Here is an 18,364-nt window from a genome sequence, read left to right on the forward strand (position 1 = left end):
CACTGTAACATGCGGGGGCGGCGGGCCGAGACGCGCCCTAGCGGCCGAGCTCTTTCAGATACGCCTGGCGCGCGGACACCGCCGTGTTCGTGAAGTCGGTGAACACCCCGTCCACCCCGAGCCGGAAGAATTGCGCGTACTCAGCCTTCGGGTCGCCCTGATAATTGCTGGCGAGGTACCTGCGCTCGTCGCGGAAAGTGTAGACATGCACGAAGAGCCCCGCTTTGTGCGCGTCGGCGACCACAGAGTCCGGCTGGCCCGCCGCTGCCTGGGCAGTGGAGGGCCGGAACGCCGGATCTGCCGGGTAGGGGCGGATTGTGAGCGGCACAAGCTGCGGCTTCCACGGCCCGATCCCATCGGCGTACGTTCTGACTTCGGCGAGCCCCTCCGGTGTGAGCAGCGCGGAGAACCAGCGCGCGTCCCCCGCCAGGGTCCAGTCGTAGGGGCGGCTGTTGGTGATGTCGTCGTAGACCACCTCGCCTGTGCGAAAGTCCACGTCGTGCCCGCCCACGAGCTGCACAGCCTTGGTTTTCAGGCCGTGCTCGCGCAAGTATTTCAGACTCGACGGCTCGAAGCTCTGCGCGAACACCGGCGCGTCCCTGTTGTTGAGCCCGTTCTTTTCCAAAATGTTCAGGTACGCGTCCTCCAGCGGGCGGCTGCCGGTCGCGCCGCAGCCGTTGGCGATCGCTTGCTCGTTGTTCCAGGTCGGGTTTTTCGTCTCGGGGTAGATCGCGATCTGTCTGCCGGTGGCGGCGCTTTTCGCCTTGGCGATGTCGATGATCTGCTGGAACGTGAGGATCGGGTATTTCCCGTTGTGCTCGCTCGGCCGCTCGTCTTTGGCGTCGTACGTGGAGCCGTGGAACCATCGCTGCAGCTCGGCCGCCGTGAAATCGCTGACCGACCAGCCTCCGACATGGTCCTCGCCGTCGACGACGAGGGATTTCAGCACCGATTTGGGATCGTCCGGGTCGCTCTGGTCCACGAGGTAGGTTTTCGGACTCCCCTGCGCCGCAGGAGCAGGGCGCGCGACGCCAGGGGTGGTCCGCTTGCGCGCGGCGACTTCCGGATTCGTCTTGGCGACTTCCACGACATCGGTGTTGTCCGACATCCAGGGGTTGTGCCGAGCGATAAGGACGCAGTCCTTGGTGAGGTGCAGATCCTCTTCGAGCGCGTCCGCGCCGAGATCCGCCGCCAGCTCGTACGCGGGCCGCGTCTCTTCCGGGCGCAGCCCAGGCAGACCTCGGTGGGCGATGACGAGAGGTTTGGAACCGTCGAGCGTCGCGAAAGGTTTCGGCTGCCCTGCGGCAGGCCCGCCGCAGGCGGACATCGCGGCGACCGACACGAGGAGGGCGAGCGGCCAGGCCGCGATCTGCTGCGTGCTCATGCGGGAATAGTGGCCCCGAGGGATGAACGCCAGGCAAACACCACCGCGGCGGACGCCCGCGTGTCCGCTCGCCGGGTCCTGAACGGGCTTCGGCCGACCTCGCGACCCCTCAGGCGCCGCAGTAGCCTGGGTCGGCTTTCGGCCCGCAGTAGTAACCGTCGCCCTGCGTGCCGTTGATCGCGATTTGCAGGGCGTCGCGCACCGGGTTCAAGGTGAGCGTGCCGGTGCTGCCCCGCGGCACGTCGAGCGTGGTCTCCTGGACGGTGAAGTCCGCGATGACGACGTCCACGGCCTCGCGCACCGCAGTGATTTTGATCTGGGTGACAGCGCCCGGTTTGATCTCGTCGCCGTCCAACGTGTCACAGGGCCCGCTCACCCCAGGATCGCCGCATTTCTGATAGGTCCGCGCCACAACTTTGCCGGTGCCGTCCGCGCCGACGACGAGGGAGCGGCCATGCCCTCTCCAGTGGCCGACAAAGGTGGCCACTGTGGCGCTGGCGCTCGTGGAGGCGGTGGCCTTCGGCGAAGCCTGTCCGGCGGCCTTCGGGGAAGCCGAGCTGGTCGCGACCGGGGTGAGCCGCGTCGGGGTCGCCGGATGGGCTTCGCGGCCTTGGCCGCATCCAACGAGGACGAAAGCCAGCGCCGACAGGACCAGCAAGGGGCGTCGCATATCGGGCTCCTACAGGGCCGCGGGAGCCTGGCGGCCCAGACCAGGACGCTCGGACTGCCGGTAGGCGGTCGGAATCTTGTCGCAGGCTTCGGGGCCGTTGAGGTGGTCAGATCCTGGCGGGCACATCGTCACGCACTGGTTGTATTGCGGGTACCAGAACTGGTTGTTGGGGCAGGGGTACGCCCCGCCGTCGTCGCCGCCAGTGTCCGGGTCGGCGAGGGCGAGGGCAGGCCCCGAAACCAACGCGGCACCGGCGAACAGGGCGGCAAGTGCGATTTTCGGCATGTCTTAGCTCCTTCGTCGCGGTACGGCTGCAGATGCAGGAAGCACTGTACCCGCCCTCTCTGACACACATCCGGCAGAAAGGGCTCTGCCGTGTCAGTCTTTTGGTTTGACCACGGGCCGCTGCGGGACGCCAGTGTACGAGGAAAGCGGTCGCACCAGGGAGTTCGCCGCATATTGCTCGATAACATGCGCGGTCCAGCCAGCGATCCGGCTCATCACGAAGAGCGGTGTGAAAAACTCCACGTCAAAGCCGAGCAGCGCGTACAGCGGACCGGAAGGGAAGTCCAGGTTCGGCTTGATGCCTTTGGACTCGGCGACCGCCGCTTCCATCTCCTCGTAGATGGCGAGGTAGCGTTTGCCCTCGTCACTCGTGGCGATCGCTTTGAAGGCGGCGAAAGCGCACGGCACTCGGGAATCGCCGTCTTTGTAGACCCGGTGGCCGAAGCCCATGATCTTCTCTTTGTTCGCGAACCGGGCGTTCACCCAGTCCCGCGCCTTGGCCGGGTCGCCGATCTCGTTCATGTGGTGCATGACCGCTTCGTTCGCACCGCCGTGCAGGGGCCCCTTCAACGCGCCGATAGCTCCGGCGATCGCGCTGTAGATGTCCGAGAGGGTCGAGGCGATGACCCTGGCGGTGAACGTGGAGGCGTTGAAGCTGTGCTCGGCGTAGAGGATCATCGTGGTCTCGAACGCCCGGACATGCTCCGGGCTCGGTTTGCGGCCGAAGCACATCCACAAGAAGTTCTCGCTATACCCCAAATCCGGGTTCGGCGGCAACGGCAAACGACCGTGGCGGCGGCGCAGATCGGCCGCGACCAGGGACGGCGTCACCGCGAACAGCTGCAACGCGCGGGCGAGGTTGACGTGCTCCGAAGGGACGAACGGGTCGTTCGTGGACAGATTGGTCGCGCCGAAAAAGCTCACCGCCGTGCGCACCACATCCATCGGGTGGCTTTTGGTCGGCAGTTTGGCGATGGTCTGCAAAAGGCTGGGGTCCACCGTGCGAAAAGCACGTTCGGCCAGCTGGAACTGCTCAAGCTCCTTGGGCTTGGGCAGTTCGCCGTGCCACAGCAAGAACACGACCTCCTCGAAGGAGCAGTTCTGGACGAGATCGTCGGCCCCATACCCCCGATACGTCAACGTGTTGGTCTCTTGGACCACTTTCGACACCGCCGACACGTCGGCGACAACGCCGATGAGGCCTTTGCGGATCTCGGGCTTCACGTCTGCCTCGCTCACCATCAGAACACTCCTTTCGGCACCTGCGGCGCTCGCCGGACTGCCTCCTCGGTCACGATAAGGTTCAGATCGCCCAGCTCGCCCGCCGACAGCTCGGGCAGGCGCTGCACGACCGAGAGGAAGCGGTTCTGCTCCGACTCGTCGATCACGCCCTCCGCGAGGGTGCGGAACTTCTCGATGTAGTCGGCGCGGGCGAAAGGCTTCGCGCCGAGAGTGTGCGCGTCCGCGACGGCGAGTTCGTCCACCAGCTTCGAGCCGTCCTTGAGGCGGATCTCGGCGCGGGCGCCGAACGCGAGCTCGTTCGGGTCGGTGGCGTGGTAGCGGCGGGTCCATTCCGGGTCTTCCGCGGTGGAGATCTTGTTCCAGAGCGCCACCGTGTCCGGGCGGGCGGCGCGTTCCGGCGCGTAGGAGCGCTCGTGGTGCCAGGAGCCGTCTTGCAACGCCACCGCGAAGATATACATCACCGAGTGGTCGAGGGTCTCCCGGCTCGCGGCAGGGTCGAACTTCTGCGGGTCGTTCGAGCCGGTGCCGATGACGTAATGCGTGTGATGGCTGGTGTGCAAGACGACGGACTCGATGTCGCCCGTGTCCGCGATCTGCGAGCGCAGCTTGAACGCGAGGTCGATGACCGCCTGGCTCTGGTACTCGGCGGAGTGCGCCTTGGTGTAGCTGTCCAAGATCGCCCGCTTCGGCTCGCCTGGGCCCGGCAGCGGGACGTGGTATTCGGCTTCCGGCCCGTCGAGGAGCCACGCGATCACGCCGTCCTCGCCCTCCCAGATCGGCGCGGGGGCGCCTTCGCCGCGCATCGCCCGGTCCACGGCCTCCACGGCGACCTTGCCCGCGAGGGCGGGCGCGTAGGCCTTCCAGCTGGAGATTTGGCCTTTGCGGGACTGCCGGGTGGCCGTCGTGGTGTGCAAGGCCTGGCCCACAGCCTGATAGATGACGTTCGGGTCGAGCCCGAGGAGGGTTCCGATGCCCGCGGCCGCGGACGGGCCGAGGTGCGCCACATGGTCGATCTTGTGCTTGTGCAAGCAGATCGCTTTCACGAGGTCGATTTGGATCTCGTACCCGGTCGCGACGCCCCGGATCAACGCCGCGCCGGAGCGCCCGGCGTGCTGGGCCACGGCGACGATCGGCGGGATGTTGTCGCCGGGGTGCGAGTACTCGGCGGCGAGGAAGGTGTCATGGAAGTCGAGTTCGCGAACCGCGACGCCGTTCGCCCAAGCCGCCCATTCCGGGCTGAACCGGCCCTGGACGCCAAAGACGCCGGAACCTGGCTGATACGGGTGGGCGATGGCTTGTGCGCGTGCGCTCGACACCGGGCGACGAGAAAAAGAGGCGGCGCTCACAGAGGCGTTGTCGATGATCCGGTTGATGATCATCTCGGCGACTTCGGCGTCCACCGGGACCGGATCGGCGGCGACTTGGGCTACTTTCCAAGCGAGGTGCTGTTCAAGCGGGAACTCGTCTGCCGAACGGCGCGGGCGCACAGTGATTTTCTCCACGTTTTGCGATACTACAGCTTGGGCGAGGTAAACGTGTTATGGGATCCTGCCAGACGCTTTGGACAACGCGCTCGACAAGAGTTCCCCAACGGCGGCTTCGGGCGACGAGACCCCGCACTCAATGTCTTGTAGGACAACGTTTTTCACCAAACGGGCCTCGAGCACGCACTTCTGGGCCTCCCCCCACTCCGCCTGATGCTGGCTCCATCGGACTGTGCCGGCAGATCGTTCTGCGACTGTGACGTCGTACGCGGTTTTCCCCGCGCCGCCCGGCGCGATGTCGACCGCCGTGCGGTTCCCGCAGGACCCGACGCCGTCCGCGAGCGCCGCGAAGACCTCGCTGGCCGCCCCCTCGCCCGGATACACGGCGGCCACCTGCACGAAGTCGTCTTTGCGGCGCTGCTCCTGCGGCAGCGCGGGATCGCCGACAGTCACCGATTCCACGGCGCGGAATGAAGCGAACCCGTCGCCTGCGACCAGTTCGCTCTGCAATCCGCGCAAGGCGGGCTGGCATTGCTTCGGATCGACTTCGCCTTCGGCGGGCAACGGCGAACGCGTGTCCTTCAGGTCTGCGCCGCCGCGGTATTTCGCGAAACCGGTCAGAGCATTGAGCTCGTCAAGACTGAGCACGATCTGATCCGCCGAGATCGCGGCAGGGGCCGAGGAGGTCGGCAACGTGGCGGTCATCGTGCTCAGCGCCGAAGGCACACCTTCCGGCTGGACCGGTGCGCGCTGGCCAGCCTCCTCGTGCGCGCAACCCGCGAACAGCAGGGCCAGCACAGTCAACGCGACGCGACGCACGTCAGACCGCTCTCGAAGCCAGCATGGCCGCCGCTTTCGCCGCCAAGTCCCCCGCCTCGTCCCCGCACTCGACCACTTCGAACACGAGGTTCTTGATCCTGCGCACCTCGAACACGCACGCGCCGCCCGCTTGGCCCTGCTGTTGCTCGGTCCAGCGCAACGCGCCGTCCTCGGACTCCTCCGACCGGATGTCGTAGGTGATCGGCTGGCTGGCTTCGTCCTGCCGCTCGTCCACGCTCTTCCCGTCGCAGGACCCGAGCGCGTCAGCCACTTTTTGGAACACAGTTTTCGCCGGGGCGACGTCCGGGTACACGGCGGCGGCTTGCTCGAACACGCCGCCCGACGCGTCAGCGGCGGGGAAGACGACGAACTGGAACGCGCTGAACGCTGTTCCAGAGACCGCCTTGGTCCGCAAGGCGGACAGCACCGGCAGGCATTCCTGCGGCTGCGCTGTCCCCTTCGCGTCCGCAGGAGCGGACAGCGGCGCGTCGCCGCTCTTGTACAGTCCTTTCCCCGCGAGCCTGTTGACTTCGTCCAGACTCAGCGGGACGCGCCCGACCGCCGTCGCGGGCAACACAGCGGCCTGCGCGGGCGAAGAAGAAACCAACGGCGGCCCCTCGATCGGCTCGGCAGTCGGCTGCGGCAACGGCGGCAGCACCCGTCGCCCCGCGTCGCAGCCCGCGAACACGAGGGCGAGCGACAGGACTGCCAGGCATGGCCCGAAGCGCCGTCCTGGTGTTCTCGCCGCCACCCGGCATAGCGTCCTCAGCATCCGGCACAGCTCCTCATGATGTCGTTTCCGGCTCTCTCCCCGAGCTTACTGCGCCCCACGCGGCGGGCTGGGCGCTGCCGCGCTCTTCGCCCTAGAGCAGAGGCTTCTCGTCAGGACGCAGCGTGAGCACCCTCGGCCCGTCCTGCCCCACCGCGACGGTGTGCTCCCAGTGCGCCGCGCGAGCCCCGTCTTTGGTGACCGCGGTCCACCCGTCCGGCAACGTCAACGTTTTGCGCCCGCCGAGCGCGACCATCGGCTCGATGGCCAACGTCGAGCCCACGGCGAGCAACGGGCCTTTGCCGGGTTTGCCCTCGTTCGGCAGGAACGGGTCCAGATGCATCTGGTCCCCGATCCCGTGGCCGCCGAAGTTGGCGACAATCGAGAATTGGCGGCCGTATTTGGTTCTGGACTCGGCCACAGACCGCTCGATCGCGTGCGAGACGTCCGTGAGCCGGTTCCCCGGGCGCATCGCGCCGATCCCCGCCCACAACGCCTCGCACGTCGCGGCCGAAAGATCCTCGTCCTCCTGGCTGATCTCGCCGATCCCGAAGGTGATCGCCGAATCGCCGTGCCACCCGGCGAGGATCGCGCCGCAGTCGACGGAGACGAGATCGCCCTCGGCGAGGATGAACGTCTTGGACGGAATGCCGTGGACCACGGCGTCGTTCACCGAGATGCACGTTGAGGCCGGGAAGTCGTGGTAGCCGAGGAAAGACGGGATTGCGTTGTTCCCCCGGATCACGTCTTCGGCGACCTTGTCGAGTTTCGCCGTGCTCACGCCCGGAGCCGCGGCGGCCCGCACCGCGACCAGCGCGCGGGCGACAACCGCGCCCGCAGCCGCCATAAGCTCGACCTCGTCAACACTGCGAACAGGGACGAGGCGGTCTTTGCGAGCCTTCTTGCGAAGCACTAGCGCCCGAGCGCCTTCAAAGCCCGCGCCTGCACCTCGTCCACGGTCCCGACCGCGTTGATGGCGACGACCAACGACTCGTAGTACTGCAGAAGCGGCTCGGTCTCTTTGCGGTGGATCTCAAGACGGGCTTTGATGATCTCGTCCGTGTCGTCCTGACGGCCCCGCGCGCGCATCCGTTCGACCACGACCTCTTCCGGAATCTCAAAGGAAAGCACTGTGTCGAGCTGCTGGCCGAGCTCCGCGAGGATGGCCGTGAGGGCCTCGGCCTGGTCGAGCGTGCGCGGGTAGCCGTCGAGCACGAAGCCGTCCTTCGCGTCCGGCTGCGCCAGCCGGTCTTTGACCATGGCGTTCGTCACCGAACTGGGCACGAGGTTGCCGGCGTCGAGGTATTTCTTCGCCTCTTGGCCGAGCGGGGTGTTCTCGCCGATGTTCGCGCGGAACAGGTCGCCGGTGGAAACGTGCGGCACGCCGAGGGCCTTCGACAAGAGCGCGGACTGGGTTCCCTTGCCGGCTCCCGGGTAGCCGAACATGATCACTCGCGTCATTTCAAGAATCCTTCGTAGTTTCGTTGCATGAGCTGGCTCTCGATTTGTTTCACCGTGTCGAGACCAACATTCACGAGGATCAGCACGGCCGTCCCGCCGAACGGGAGGTTGGGGGCCCCGCCGCTATTGCCGATCTGCATGAACAGGTTCGGCAAGATGGCGATGACGCCGAGATAGATGGACCCGGGAAGAGTGATGCGGGTCAAAACGAAGTTCAAGTACTCGGCGGTGGGGGCGCCTGGGCGGATGCCAGGGATGAACCCGCCGTATTTCTTCATCTCCTCGGCCCGCTCCTGGGGGTTGAAGGTGATCGCCACATAGAAGAAGGTGAAGAAGAGGATCAGGAAGAAGTAGACCGCGATGTGCACATAGCTGGACGGGTTCACCAAGTTGTTCTGGATCCACCGCTGCCATCCGCTCGTCCCACGGCTCGAGAGCAACTCGATGATCAAGTTCGGGATGTAGAGCAGCGAGGACGCGAAGATGACCGGGATGACACCAGCCTGGTTGACCTTGAGCGGCAGGTATGTGGACGATCCGCCGTACATTTTGCGGCCCACCATGCGTTTGGCGTACTGGACCGGGATGCGGCGTTGGCCTTGCTCGATGAAGATGACGCTCGCCATGATGATCACGGCGGCCACGCAGACGAGGGCGAACACGAGCCCGCCTCGGGTCTGGAGGATCTGTTTTCCTTCGGCGGGAATGCGGGCCGCGATGCCCGCGAAGATCAGCAACGACATGCCGTTGCCGATGCCGCGCTCGGAGATGATCTCGCCGAACCACATCACCAGCGTCGCCCCCGCGGTCATCACGAGCACGATCACGATGAGCTGGAAGATCTCGTGCCCGTCGAGAATGTCGCGGGTGCAGCTGCGCAGCAACTGGTGGCGGCTCGCCAACGCGACGATAGCGGACGACTGCAGCAAGGCGAGGGCGATGGCCAAGTACCTCGTGTACTGGGTCATCTTGGTCTGGCCGGTCTGCCCCTCTTTGCGCAACTGCTCGAACCGGGGGATGACCACGGTGAGCAGCTGGACGATGATGCTCGCCGTGATGTAGGGGACCACGCCGATGGCGAACACCGACAACTGCAGCAGGGCGCCGCCGGAGAACAGGTTGATGAGGGAGTAGACGCCTTGGCTGTCGCCCTTGGACACCTGGTCGAGGCATTCGTGGACGTTCTTGTAGTTCACGCCGGGCGACGGGAGGGTCGCGCCGAGCCGGTACAGCACGACTATGCCGATGGAGACAAAAATCTTCCGCCTCAAATCAGGCGTTCGGAGTGCCGAAACGAAGGCGGAAAACAACAATACTCCTGTGTCGTGGTCTTACTGGTCTTCTGGATCAGGCCACGACAATGCTTTGCCATGGCCGGACGGGGGTATTGCCCCGATCCTATCCTAGAACCCAGCCTGTCCTAGATTAGCGCTCGGTGACAGTGCCGCCGGCAGCGAGGATCTTCTCCTTCGCCGAACCGGAGAACTTGTCGGCAGTCACCTGGACGGCGACCGAAAGCTCGCCGTCGCCGAGCACCTTGACCAGCTGGCCCTTGCGCACCGCGCCAGCGGCCACGAATTCCTCGGGGCCGATCTGCCCGCCCTTGGGGAAGAGCTCCGCGATGTCGCCGACATTGACGATCTGGTACTCCACCCGGAACGGGTTCTTGAAGCCCTTGAGCTTCGGCATGCGCATGTGCAGCGGGACGCCGCCGCCTTCGAGCCACTGCGGAACCTGGTACCGAGCCTTGGTTCCCTTAGTGCCACGTCCAGCGGTCTTGCCCTTCGAGCCTTCACCGCGGCCCACACGGGTCTTCGCCTTCTTGGCTCCGGGGGCCGGGCGCAGGTCGTGCAGCTTGATAACGCTCGACTCCTGCTCGCTCATTTCTTCTCCTTGGATGTTTTGCTCGCATCGCTCGCGGGCTTTGCTTTGCTCGCGGGCTTGGCTTTGCTTCCAGAGCCAGCGGGCTCCGCGCCATCGGCAGGCTCCACCACCACAAGGTGGCGCACAACCTGCAGCAGGCCGCGGTTCTGGGCGTCGTCAGGGCGCACCACGCTGTGGCGGATGCGCTTGAGGCCGAGCGTGCGCAACGCCTCGCGCGTCTTGGGCTTGACCCCGATCGTGCTCTTGATCTGAGTGACTTTCAGCTCGCTCATGAGTGCGCGGCCTCCTGCAATGCTCGCTCGCGGGCCCTGAGCAGGCCAGCGGGGGCGACGTCCTCCAACGGAAGGCCGCGACGGGCCGCGACCTCTTCCGGACGCTTCAGGCTCTTGAGCGCGGCGATCGTGGCATGCACCACGTTGATCGCGTTGTCCGTGCCCATGGACTTGGCGAGCACGTCGTGCACGCCAGCGCACTCCAGCACCGCGCGAGCGGCGCCACCGGCGATGACACCGGTACCAGGGCTGGCCGGACGGAGCATCACGACGCCCGCAGCGGCCTCACCCTGGGTGGGGTGCGGGATGGTCGCGCCGATGAGGGGCACGCGGAAGAAGTTCTTCCGCGCCTCCTCGACGCCTTTCGCGATGGCGGCCGGAACCTCTTTCGCCTTGCCGTAGCCCGCGCCGACGTGGCCCTTGCCGTCGCCGACGATCACGAGGGCCGTGAAGCTGAACCGACGACCGCCCTTGACCACCTTGGCGACGCGGTTCACCGCGACGAGGCGCTCGATATGGTCTTTCTTCTCTTTTTCCTGGGGAACCTCGGAGTCCCGCCGTTCCCGACGGTCCCGACGCTCGTTCGAGCCCGAATCGCCGGGCTGCCCGCCCGAGGTGGGGCTCCCACTGCGTGGCCTTCCTGCCATCACGAAACCTTTCCTATGTTGAACGTCTGCGTCATCAGAATTCCAAGCCTCCGGCGCGGGCGGCGTCCGCCAAAGCGGCAACTCGGCCATGGTAGACGTGGCCGCCACGGTCGAAGACCACGGCGTCCACGCCAGCGGCCTTCGCCCGCTGCGCGATGAGCTCGCCGACCTTGGCCGCCTTCGCCTTCTTGTCGCCGTCCACCGCCTGCACGTCCGCCTCGACGGAGGAGGCTGCCGCAAGGGTCACGCCCGCTTTGTCATCGATGAGCTGGACGTGGATGTGGCGGGCAGAACGGTGCACCGCGAGGCGGGGCTGCGACGGAGAGCCTTCGATGCGCTTGCGGATACGGTCGTGGCGCGAAGCGCGCAAGCGGCGACGCTCGGTCGGCCTGCCGACACCGATGACGCCAACAACCTCGACGGCGACCTTCTTCTTCTTGGACCGGATCGGAGCGCCTTTTTTGCCGCCGGCCTTCGATGCGGTCTTCTGTGCCTTAGCCATTACTTCTTCCCTGCCTTACCGGCCTTGCGGCGGACAACCTCGCCCGCGTAGCGAATACCCTTGCCTTTGTACGGCTCTGGCTTCTTGAGCTTGCGGATGTTGGCCGCGACCTCGCCGACCTTCTGCTTGTCGATGCCGGACACCGAGAACTTCGTCGGGCTCTCCACCGCGAAGGTGACGCCCTCCGGGGCCTGCACAGGCACCGAGTGGCTGAACCCGAGGGCGAACTCGAGGTCCTTGCCCTTCTGCTGGACGCGGTAACCGACGCCGACGATCTCCAACTGCTTCGTGTAGCCCTCGGTGACCCCGACGACGAGGTTGTTCACCAGCGTGCGGGACAGGCCGTGCAGGGAGCGGTTGCGCCGCTCGTCGTCCGGGCGGGTGACGGAGAGGACCCCGTCGTCGCCGCGCTCGACTTTGATCGGCTCGACCAGGGTGAGCCCAAGCTCGCCCTTCGGGCCTTTGACCTTGACGTTTTGGCCGTCGATGGTCACGTCCACACCGGGCGGGACCTGAATCGGCGCTCTACCAATACGAGACATCTGCGCTTCCTCCTACCAGACGTAGGCGAGGACTTCCCCGCCCACTCCTTGCTTGGCCGCCTGCTTGTCCGTGAGCAAGCCTGCGGAGGTGGAAATGATCGCGATGCCGAGGCCGCCAAGGACCCTCGGCAGCTGGTTGGACTTGGCGTAGACGCGAAGACCTGGCTTCGACACACGCTTGATGCCCTCAATGCCGCGCTCACGGGAGGGGGTGTACTTGAGATCCACGACAAGACTCTTGCCAGGGGACTTCTCTTCGACCCGGTACCCCGAGATGTAGCCCTCTTTGACGAGGATCTCGGCGATGTTCTCCTTGATCTTCGAGTGCGGCGCGGCCACCTGGTCGTGGTACGCCGTCTGCCCGTTGCGCAACCGCGTCAGGAAGTCCGCGATCGGATCAGTCATGGTCATGCGCTGACCTCTTTGCCTTTCTCACCGCGGTTCCCCTCGGCGGAGGGGCCTTTGGCGATGTTGTTTCTGGTCATAAGTTGTTTCCTGGCGCCCACGTAGCTCGGAGCCTTGGCCCCTCGAAAGAGCGTCCTGCGGTCGATTTGTCTCATCGGCGGCCTCAGCTGTTCGCCTTGAAGGGCATGCCGAGCTCGCGCAGAAGAGCGCGGCCTTCGTCGTTGTTGTTCGCGGTGGTCACGATGGTGATGTCCATACCGCGCGGGCGGTCGATCGAGTCGATGTCGATCTCGTGGAACATCGACTGCTCGTTCAGGCCGAACGTGTAGTTGCCCCGGCCGTCGAACTGCCGGTCCGAAAGACCGCGGAAGTCGCGGATACGCGGGAGGGCGATGGAGATGAGCCGGTCGAGGAACTCCCACATGCGGTCGCCCCGGAGGGTCACCCGAGCGCCGATGGGCATGCCCTCGCGCAGCTTGAACTGCGCGATGGACTTCGTGGCCCGGCGGATCTCCGGCTTCTGGCCGGTGATGAGGGACAGGTCCCGAACAGCGCCGTTGATGAGCTTGCCGTCACGGGCTGCGTCGCCGACGCCCATGTTCACCACGACTTTGGTGACGCCCGGGATGCGCATGACGTTGTCGTAGCCGAACTCCTTGAGGAGCGCGTCGCGGATTTCCTCGCGGTAGCGCAGCTTGAGCCGAGGCTGGATCTTCTCTTGCACAGTGTCCGTCATGGTCAGATGTCCTTTCCGGTCTTGCGCGAGACGCGGACCTTCTTGCCGTCCTCGTCGACGCGCACGCCGACCTTGGTCGGCTTCCCGTCGGAACCGACGACCAGCACGTTGGAAATATGGATCGGCGCCTCCTGGGTCACAATGCCGCCGGAGGAAGCGCCGCGCTCGGTGCGCGAGACAGCGGTGTGCTTCTTGACCCGGTTCACGCCTTCGACAAGGACGCGCTGCTCTGCGGGGTAGGCCTGGAGGACCTTGCCCTTCGCGCCGGCGTCTTTGCCCGCGATCACCAGAACGGTGTCGCCTTTCTGCACTTTCAGCTTCGCAGCCATGGACTACAGCACCTCCGGGGCGAGCGAGACGATCTTCATGAAGCGCTTCTCGCGCAGCTCGCGCCCGACCGGGCCGAAGATGCGGGTGCCGCGCGGCTCGCCGTCGTTCTTCACGATGACGGCGGCGTTCTCGTCGAATTTGATGTAGGAGCCGTCAGCGCGGCGACGCTCCTTGACCGTGCGGACGATGACGGCCTTGACCACATCGCCGCTCTTGACATTGCCGCCGGGAATCGCGTCCTTGACGGTGGCGACAATGGTGTCGCCGATCCCGGCGTACCGGCGGCCGGAGCCGCCGAGCACCCGGATGCACAAGATCTGCTTGGCACCGGTGTTGTCTGCGACGCGCAGCCGGCTCTCTTGTTGAATCACGTACTTCTCTCCTGGACTGTTTTCCATCGAGTGCAGCCCACGCCCCACCCCGTCGAGACGATCGGTGCGAAACATATGGCTTCTGTCGTCATGAACACGCAGGGCCGTGGAACCGGCCGAGGTCTGTTCAAGACAGCTAGGCAAGGCTACCGGATACGTGCTGCGGGCGCAAATCGCGCGCCGTCCGGGCCTCCCAGGGAGAGCGGCCCCGCGCGGGATAGGCGGACGCCGCCCAAACGCTGCCGTGGACACCCGACACTGTGTGCCCCGGCTTTTCGGTGGCGAAAGGCATGGCCCCGACGTGCTGATCGCCAACACTATCGGCGCCACCTCGCATACGCGCTCAACGTGAGCGTCCGAACAGCAGACGACCTGCTCGCGGGAAAGCGGCCCTGGCGCATAGACGAGGTGAAGACCGTCGCGGCCTGGCTCGACATCAGCCCCTCCGAACTCATGTTCCCGCCGAACCCGAAACGTCGCCGCTAGACGCTCACGCCCGTCCGAGCAAAGACGGGCGGCACATTCGTCTTCCTGCACCGGACCAGCACCAGACACGGACACGGCGGCAGCCGGTCTCGACGGGCCGTCCTTCGGGGCGAACCCGAAATGAGATTGCTACTCGCCCAAGGGGCCGCACCATCCACACACCAAGGGGGTGCCAAGGACACCACCAAGGCCACGTTCGCGGCCCTGCGACGACCTGAGAGCCTTTCCCAAGCTCAAAGGCGACACGGGCAGGAGGCAGAATGCAAAGCCCCTATTTCGGGGGTTTGCCAGCAAGGGTGTCGCCGTTGCGGGTGATGATGTCGGCCACGGGATAGCCTGCGCCCAGCCCGTCGCGACCGTAATAGGGGCTCGTGCAATGAATGGCGAACTCATGGTTGTCGTTGATAGCCAACCCCACGCCGTAGCCGTCTTGCGTGATGAAGGAGTCGTCTCGTGGGAAAACTTTTCTCGCATCCAGGTGTTGGGCGTGCGCCGACCAGTACGCGGCGGCTTTGTCGTACAGTTCCTCGACGGGGGGCGAGCCAGGGGGGTATTGCGCCCAGTAGCTCACCGAGAAGGAGTAGAGCTGGTTCGGCGCGTCGTCCCCGAACACCGGCACACTCGCCCCCCCGCTGAATCCCGCGTCGCCGGGCTTGCCGCCCGGCCCGTAATACGCGTAGTAGAAGCCTTCTGGCATGTCTTGCAGCGAGTCCTTGATGATGCTGGCGATGTGCTCTTTCGCCTTGGCCTCCGTCAAGCCGGGGAGGGGCTTCTTGTCCGACATCGCTTCTCCGCTCATCACATACCCAATCTGCTTGTTCGCCCACGCGCAACCGCCCACCGGCAGGACCAGCAGCAGCGCCAACAGAGCGTGTCGCGTTCTCATCGCGCTCACTTCCTCCCTTGGGCGATGATCTTGCCCATTTCTTTCCAAGCGGAGTCCTTGCCAGGGGTCCTGTCCCAATACTCGCTGTGGGCGTGGCCCCCAGGGTGCGGGTCCACGTCAATGATCTGGCTTCGCGGGAGGCCGAAGGCGGGGTCCGTGGGCGCGGGTCCGTGCGCAGGCGCCCCGAACGGGCCGAGGAATCCCCCCCGGAGGAACCGGGATCGGCACCCCGAACGGCCCATGGATGACGGGAACTCCAGCAGTTCTGGGCACCGGGTCGGAGATGTCCGCGGCCGCGAAAATATGCGCTGCCACCTGCTCGCGGCTCACCCCGGTCAGGCTCATGTCGGTCACATGGGCCACATCCGAGCCAGGCGAGCCCGCGTAGATCACCTCGTCCGCATTCAGGGTGTTCCCGTGGGTGGCGGCTTGCCCCACCACGTCTGTGCCGTAGGAGTGGGCGACCACGGTGGTGTGCGAGGGGTCGCCCTCGTGCGTGGCCCGCAGCCCGTCCAGGAAGCTGTCCAACGCCGGAGCCGCGGCCTGCGCCGCCTCGCTGGACGAGGGGTTGTTCTCGGCCACCCAGTCCGGCGCGTCGTACCCGTACCAGTTGATCACCGACGTCTTCTCCCGAGGCGATCCGGCGAACACTGCGGAGTCCTGCATGTCCTCGCAGCGGCCCATGCCGCCGCCGAAGTCGTTCAGGTGCGCCTGGGTCCCCGGCACGTAGACGGTGGTGTTCTTCGCGGTGTCCGGGTTGCCGGTGGCCACGCTCGCGTGCCCCTTACCGTCGTGCATCAACAGGTACCGCTCGCCTCCGGGCATCACGTTCCCCGCGCCGTCGCGCCTCGGCGCGAGTGTGTTGCGGAAGTCCACGTCCTGCTGCAAGCTCTGCTGCGCCGCCTTCACCCGCGCGCTCCACGCCTCCCAGGCGCGCATCTCCCCGACGGTGAGCCTGTCCGGTGCCCGCTCCGCGCTCCAATCCTTGTGCTCGTCTTGGACCCGCTGCAACGCGTGCTGCTTGTCGGCGACCTCGTTGTCGAGAGTGACGCGGTTGTAGTGGTCCTTGTCTGCGGCAGGGATGCCGTCCATGTCGCAGACGTGCGGGTAGCGCCCGAAAATCTTGTCCTTCTCCTCCGGGAGGAGCCTGTCCCACAGCTCTTCCATGGCTTTCGGGTCTTTGGGCAGCGGGATCGTGCCGTCCGCGATGCCCTTGGCCATGTCGTGCGCGTGGGGGCTCGCCGGGAACGGCTGCCCGTGCGAGTCGAGCGCCATGTGGGATACGTCGATGGCCTGCTGGACTTTCGCGCCCCATGTGTTGCCGAGATCTTCGAGCTGGGCGACCGCCCTTTTCACGCCCTCCTCCTCGGTGCCCGCCTCGATCAGCAGCAGGTTGTAGAGGCCAACGGGAGCGCCGGAGGGCAGCGCTCCGGGTTTGACCTGGACGGTGAAGTCGTCCGCGACTGTGAAGGGCTGCCCGCAGTCCCAGTACTTGCCGTCCACCCCGTAGCCCCGGTGCTCCGCCTCGGTCTTCTCGATCTGCGACTGCGCGGCGCGCTTGCCCTCGAAAAGGTAGTCCTTCGCCTGGTCGCAGTCCCTCGCCGCGTCGAGCAGCCGCGTGTGGTCCTCGGCGTACGTCTTCCTGAACCAGTCCGCCCGCGACTGCAAAGCGTCGGAGGCCGAGCCGGTCCACTCGCCGCCGCCTCCGGGGAAGCGCAACCGATGCGAGAATCGCGACTGCTCGGGCTCGATCTTCTGGGCCTGTTCGCGCATCGCCTGCGCCACCGCCCCGAACACGCCAGGGTTGAGCTTGCCCAGCAAGGATCGTGTGAGCTTGCCGCTCATCCGGGGATGCCCAGCTTCTCGATGTCCGCTTTCGCGCTCTCGTCGGTCGCCTCCACCTGGTTCGCCGCAGAGATCACCGCGTCACCGAGCCATTCGTGCTCGTCCGCGAAACGCCGCGCATACGCCCCGTAGACGTCCGCGGCCTCGCGCAGGCTGTCCCCCGCAGAACCGAGCCCTTCCAGGCCGTCCGCAGCCGCCCGCAACGCAGCCGCCACGGGGTTAGAAGCCAGCTCGGAGCCCGCTCGCAACACCTCCCGGCCCGCCTGACGGGCCTTGTCCACATCCAGCCTCACCGCCGACCTCCCCGGATCGCCTTCGCCTCCAAGTCCCGCCGCGCCATCTCCCGCGCCTTCTCGTTCTCGTACACCTTGACCTGCCTCCCGTCCATCTCCACCACACGGTCAGGCTCAATCGGAGGCAGGCTCTGCTGGTACGCCTCCGCGCGTTGCCGCGCCGCCGCGAACTGGTCGGCCTCCTCCACGTCCATGCGGTCCATGTACTCGAAACGCTTCACAGCAGGCCCGACATCCTGATACCCGCGCCACTGCCCGCGATGCACCGCCATACGCCCGTCTCCTCTCCATGCTCGACACCGCCACATGGCGATTCGGCGCTGTTGTGGGCTCGATCATACATGCCCGCTCGGCTTCTGTCACGAATTGTTCAACCATGCATACCAGCCATCCATTTCTGCCGAACATGACGACCATATACAGCCCGCGCAGCATAGAAGCATGGGACCGGACGAAAAGGGCCGCAGCGCGTGAGCCGCCGCGTCTTGCGCGGGTTTCGCCGTCGCGAGCTTGCCAAAGTCCGACTCGGCTACAAGCGCAAAGGCATCAGCAATCACGACCTGGCAAGGCTCTCCGGGGTCGGTGAATCGACGTTGCGGAGATGGCAGAGCGGCGAAGCGCTGCCGTCCATCGACAAGCTGGGAGCGGTCTTGGCCACGCTCGGAGTTCCGATCAGCCGAGTCGTCGTCATCCCCGAAGAGAAGCGCACCTTGGCTGACTTGCGCGTCCTGGCCGGATACACCCAGCCCCAGTTGGCGAAGGCAGCCGGTATGAGCACGACGGCCTTGTCCACCCTGGAACGTGGCGGAGCGCCATTCACCGAGCAGAGGGCGCAAGCCCTCGCCCCGCTGCTCGACGTGAGCATCTCGGAAGTGATTGCTGCGTGGCAGCGGGCAAGGGACCGCCCCCCTGGCACACCGGCCTAGACGACGGGCGATGCCTCGGCCCCATGAACCTCGATGTCGGAACCTCGACGTCGGATTCGCCTTTCATCAGCATGCAGAGCGGCCAGGCCCGCACTTGAGCCGGTACATCGGCTTGCCGCACACCC

24 protein-coding genes and 1 pseudogene are annotated in these 18,364 nt (G+C 66.0%); 2 read left to right on the forward strand and 23 right to left on the reverse strand.

Annotated features, from left to right (window positions below; translation table 11 throughout):
* Nucleotides 1–37: 37 nt before the first annotated feature.
* From SROT_RS14445 to rplN, 19 genes and pseudogenes are all read right to left on the reverse strand, one after another.
* Complete coding sequence (locus SROT_RS14445) at nucleotides 38–1,384, reverse strand: glycerophosphodiester phosphodiesterase family protein (RefSeq protein WP_013139761.1); 1,347 nt, start codon at nucleotides 1,382–1,384, stop codon at nucleotides 38–40.
* Nucleotides 1,385–1,493: 109 nt separating this feature from the next.
* Nucleotides 1,494–2,054 carry a hypothetical protein gene (locus SROT_RS14450; protein ID WP_013139762.1) on the reverse strand — a complete coding sequence of 187 codons (561 nt, stop codon included), beginning with the start codon at nucleotides 2,052–2,054 and terminating at the stop codon, nucleotides 1,494–1,496.
* A 9-nt stretch (nucleotides 2,055–2,063) separates the two neighbouring features.
* The gene (locus SROT_RS14455; RefSeq protein ID WP_013139763.1) at nucleotides 2,064–2,339 is read right to left on the reverse strand and encodes a hypothetical protein; all 276 of its coding nucleotides are present in this window, start codon (nucleotides 2,337–2,339) and stop codon (nucleotides 2,064–2,066) included.
* A gap of 93 nt (nucleotides 2,340–2,432) precedes the next feature.
* Entirely contained in the window at nucleotides 2,433–3,581 is a 1,149-nt protein-coding gene (locus SROT_RS14460; protein WP_013139764.1) for a bifunctional 2-methylcitrate synthase/citrate synthase, read from the reverse strand.
* Nucleotides 3,581–5,083 (reverse strand): 2-methylcitrate dehydratase PrpD, encoded by a 1,503-nt coding sequence (gene prpD / locus SROT_RS14465; protein WP_041407383.1) that lies wholly within the window; start codon nucleotides 5,081–5,083, stop codon nucleotides 3,581–3,583. Before prpD ends, SROT_RS14460 begins: the two co-directional genes overlap by 1 nt.
* A gap of 36 nt (nucleotides 5,084–5,119) precedes the next feature.
* Complete coding sequence (locus SROT_RS14470) at nucleotides 5,120–5,884, reverse strand: sensor domain-containing protein (RefSeq protein ID WP_013139766.1); 765 nt, start codon at nucleotides 5,882–5,884, stop codon at nucleotides 5,120–5,122.
* Between the two features lies 1 nt (nucleotide 5,885).
* The gene (locus SROT_RS14475) at nucleotides 5,886–6,656 is read right to left on the reverse strand and encodes a sensor domain-containing protein (RefSeq protein WP_013139767.1); all 771 of its coding nucleotides are present in this window, start codon (nucleotides 6,654–6,656) and stop codon (nucleotides 5,886–5,888) included.
* 91 nt (nucleotides 6,657–6,747) lie between these two features.
* A complete protein-coding gene (gene map, locus SROT_RS14480; protein WP_041407386.1) occupies nucleotides 6,748–7,566 on the reverse strand; it encodes a type I methionyl aminopeptidase in 819 nt (272 codons plus the stop codon).
* Nucleotides 7,566–8,114 carry an adenylate kinase gene (locus SROT_RS14485; protein WP_013139769.1) on the reverse strand — a complete coding sequence of 183 codons (549 nt, stop codon included), beginning with the start codon at nucleotides 8,112–8,114 and terminating at the stop codon, nucleotides 7,566–7,568. Before SROT_RS14485 ends, map begins: the two co-directional genes overlap by 1 nt.
* Nucleotides 8,111–9,424 carry a preprotein translocase subunit SecY gene (secY, locus tag SROT_RS14490; RefSeq protein ID WP_013139770.1) on the reverse strand — a complete coding sequence of 438 codons (1,314 nt, stop codon included), beginning with the start codon at nucleotides 9,422–9,424 and terminating at the stop codon, nucleotides 8,111–8,113. Before secY ends, SROT_RS14485 begins: the two co-directional genes overlap by 4 nt.
* Nucleotides 9,425–9,539: 115 nt before the next feature.
* Entirely contained in the window at nucleotides 9,540–9,998 is a 459-nt protein-coding gene (rplO, locus tag SROT_RS14495; protein ID WP_013139771.1) for a 50S ribosomal protein L15, read from the reverse strand.
* Between the two features lie 89 nt (nucleotides 9,999–10,087).
* Nucleotides 10,088–10,270: pseudogene (gene rpmD, locus SROT_RS17220) on the reverse strand (50S ribosomal protein L30); the annotation flags it as partial.
* Complete coding sequence (gene rpsE / locus SROT_RS14505; RefSeq protein WP_041407388.1) at nucleotides 10,267–10,917, reverse strand: 30S ribosomal protein S5; 651 nt, start codon at nucleotides 10,915–10,917, stop codon at nucleotides 10,267–10,269. The gene rpsE and the pseudogene rpmD, both read right to left, overlap by 4 nt.
* Nucleotides 10,918–10,951: 34 nt before the next feature.
* A complete protein-coding gene (gene rplR, locus SROT_RS14510; RefSeq protein WP_013139774.1) occupies nucleotides 10,952–11,419 on the reverse strand; it encodes a 50S ribosomal protein L18 in 468 nt (155 codons plus the stop codon).
* Nucleotides 11,419–11,961, reverse strand: coding sequence for a 50S ribosomal protein L6 (gene rplF, locus SROT_RS14515; RefSeq protein ID WP_013139775.1), 543 nt, complete (start codon nucleotides 11,959–11,961; stop codon nucleotides 11,419–11,421). Before rplF ends, rplR begins: the two co-directional genes overlap by 1 nt.
* A 12-nt stretch (nucleotides 11,962–11,973) precedes the next feature.
* Nucleotides 11,974–12,372 (reverse strand): 30S ribosomal protein S8, encoded by a 399-nt coding sequence (gene rpsH, locus SROT_RS14520; protein ID WP_013139776.1) that lies wholly within the window; start codon nucleotides 12,370–12,372, stop codon nucleotides 11,974–11,976.
* Nucleotides 12,373–12,529: 157 nt separating this feature from the next.
* Complete coding sequence (rplE, locus tag SROT_RS14525) at nucleotides 12,530–13,102, reverse strand: 50S ribosomal protein L5 (protein WP_013139778.1); 573 nt, start codon at nucleotides 13,100–13,102, stop codon at nucleotides 12,530–12,532.
* Nucleotides 13,103–13,104: 2 nt separating this feature from the next.
* Nucleotides 13,105–13,419 carry a 50S ribosomal protein L24 gene (gene rplX / locus SROT_RS14530; RefSeq protein WP_041408119.1) on the reverse strand — a complete coding sequence of 105 codons (315 nt, stop codon included), beginning with the start codon at nucleotides 13,417–13,419 and terminating at the stop codon, nucleotides 13,105–13,107.
* 15 nt (nucleotides 13,420–13,434) lie between these two features.
* Complete coding sequence (gene rplN, locus SROT_RS14535; RefSeq protein ID WP_013139780.1) at nucleotides 13,435–13,803, reverse strand: 50S ribosomal protein L14; 369 nt, start codon at nucleotides 13,801–13,803, stop codon at nucleotides 13,435–13,437.
* A 348-nt stretch (nucleotides 13,804–14,151) separates the two neighbouring features.
* Between rplN and SROT_RS14540 the strand changes: the two genes are divergently transcribed.
* On the forward strand, nucleotides 14,152–14,289 hold the full coding sequence (locus tag SROT_RS14540; RefSeq protein ID WP_187288045.1) for a hypothetical protein: 138 nt from the start codon (nucleotides 14,152–14,154) through the stop codon (nucleotides 14,287–14,289).
* Between the two features lie 271 nt (nucleotides 14,290–14,560).
* On the opposite strand, the gene SROT_RS14545 is transcribed toward SROT_RS14540, so the two are convergent.
* The 4 genes from SROT_RS14545 to SROT_RS14560 all read right to left on the reverse strand — a co-directional run bounded on the left by SROT_RS14545 (nucleotide 14,561) and on the right by SROT_RS14560 (nucleotide 17,585).
* Nucleotides 14,561–15,175, reverse strand: a complete 615-nt coding sequence (locus SROT_RS14545) for a hypothetical protein (protein ID WP_013139781.1) — start codon at nucleotides 15,173–15,175, stop codon at nucleotides 14,561–14,563.
* A gap of 117 nt (nucleotides 15,176–15,292) precedes the next feature.
* Complete coding sequence (locus SROT_RS15845) at nucleotides 15,293–17,020, reverse strand: alpha/beta hydrolase (protein WP_013139782.1); 1,728 nt, start codon at nucleotides 17,018–17,020, stop codon at nucleotides 15,293–15,295.
* Nucleotides 17,017–17,313 (reverse strand): hypothetical protein, encoded by a 297-nt coding sequence (locus SROT_RS14555; RefSeq protein ID WP_041407390.1) that lies wholly within the window; start codon nucleotides 17,311–17,313, stop codon nucleotides 17,017–17,019. The genes SROT_RS15845 and SROT_RS14555 overlap by 4 nt, the downstream gene beginning before the upstream one ends.
* Nucleotides 17,310–17,585 (reverse strand): hypothetical protein, encoded by a 276-nt coding sequence (locus SROT_RS14560; protein ID WP_013139783.1) that lies wholly within the window; start codon nucleotides 17,583–17,585, stop codon nucleotides 17,310–17,312. Before SROT_RS14560 ends, SROT_RS14555 begins: the two co-directional genes overlap by 4 nt.
* 198 nt (nucleotides 17,586–17,783) lie before the next feature.
* On the opposite strand from SROT_RS14560, the gene SROT_RS14565 reads away from it, so the two are divergent.
* Nucleotides 17,784–18,239, forward strand: a complete 456-nt coding sequence (locus SROT_RS14565) for a helix-turn-helix transcriptional regulator (RefSeq protein ID WP_013139784.1) — start codon at nucleotides 17,784–17,786, stop codon at nucleotides 18,237–18,239.
* Nucleotides 18,240–18,364: the final 125 nt, after the last annotated feature.

Origin of the sequence: Segniliparus rotundus DSM 44985 (genome assembly GCF_000092825.1) — a bacterium.
In the GTDB taxonomy this organism is placed as follows: domain Bacteria; phylum Actinomycetota; class Actinomycetes; order Mycobacteriales; family Mycobacteriaceae; genus Segniliparus; species Segniliparus rotundus.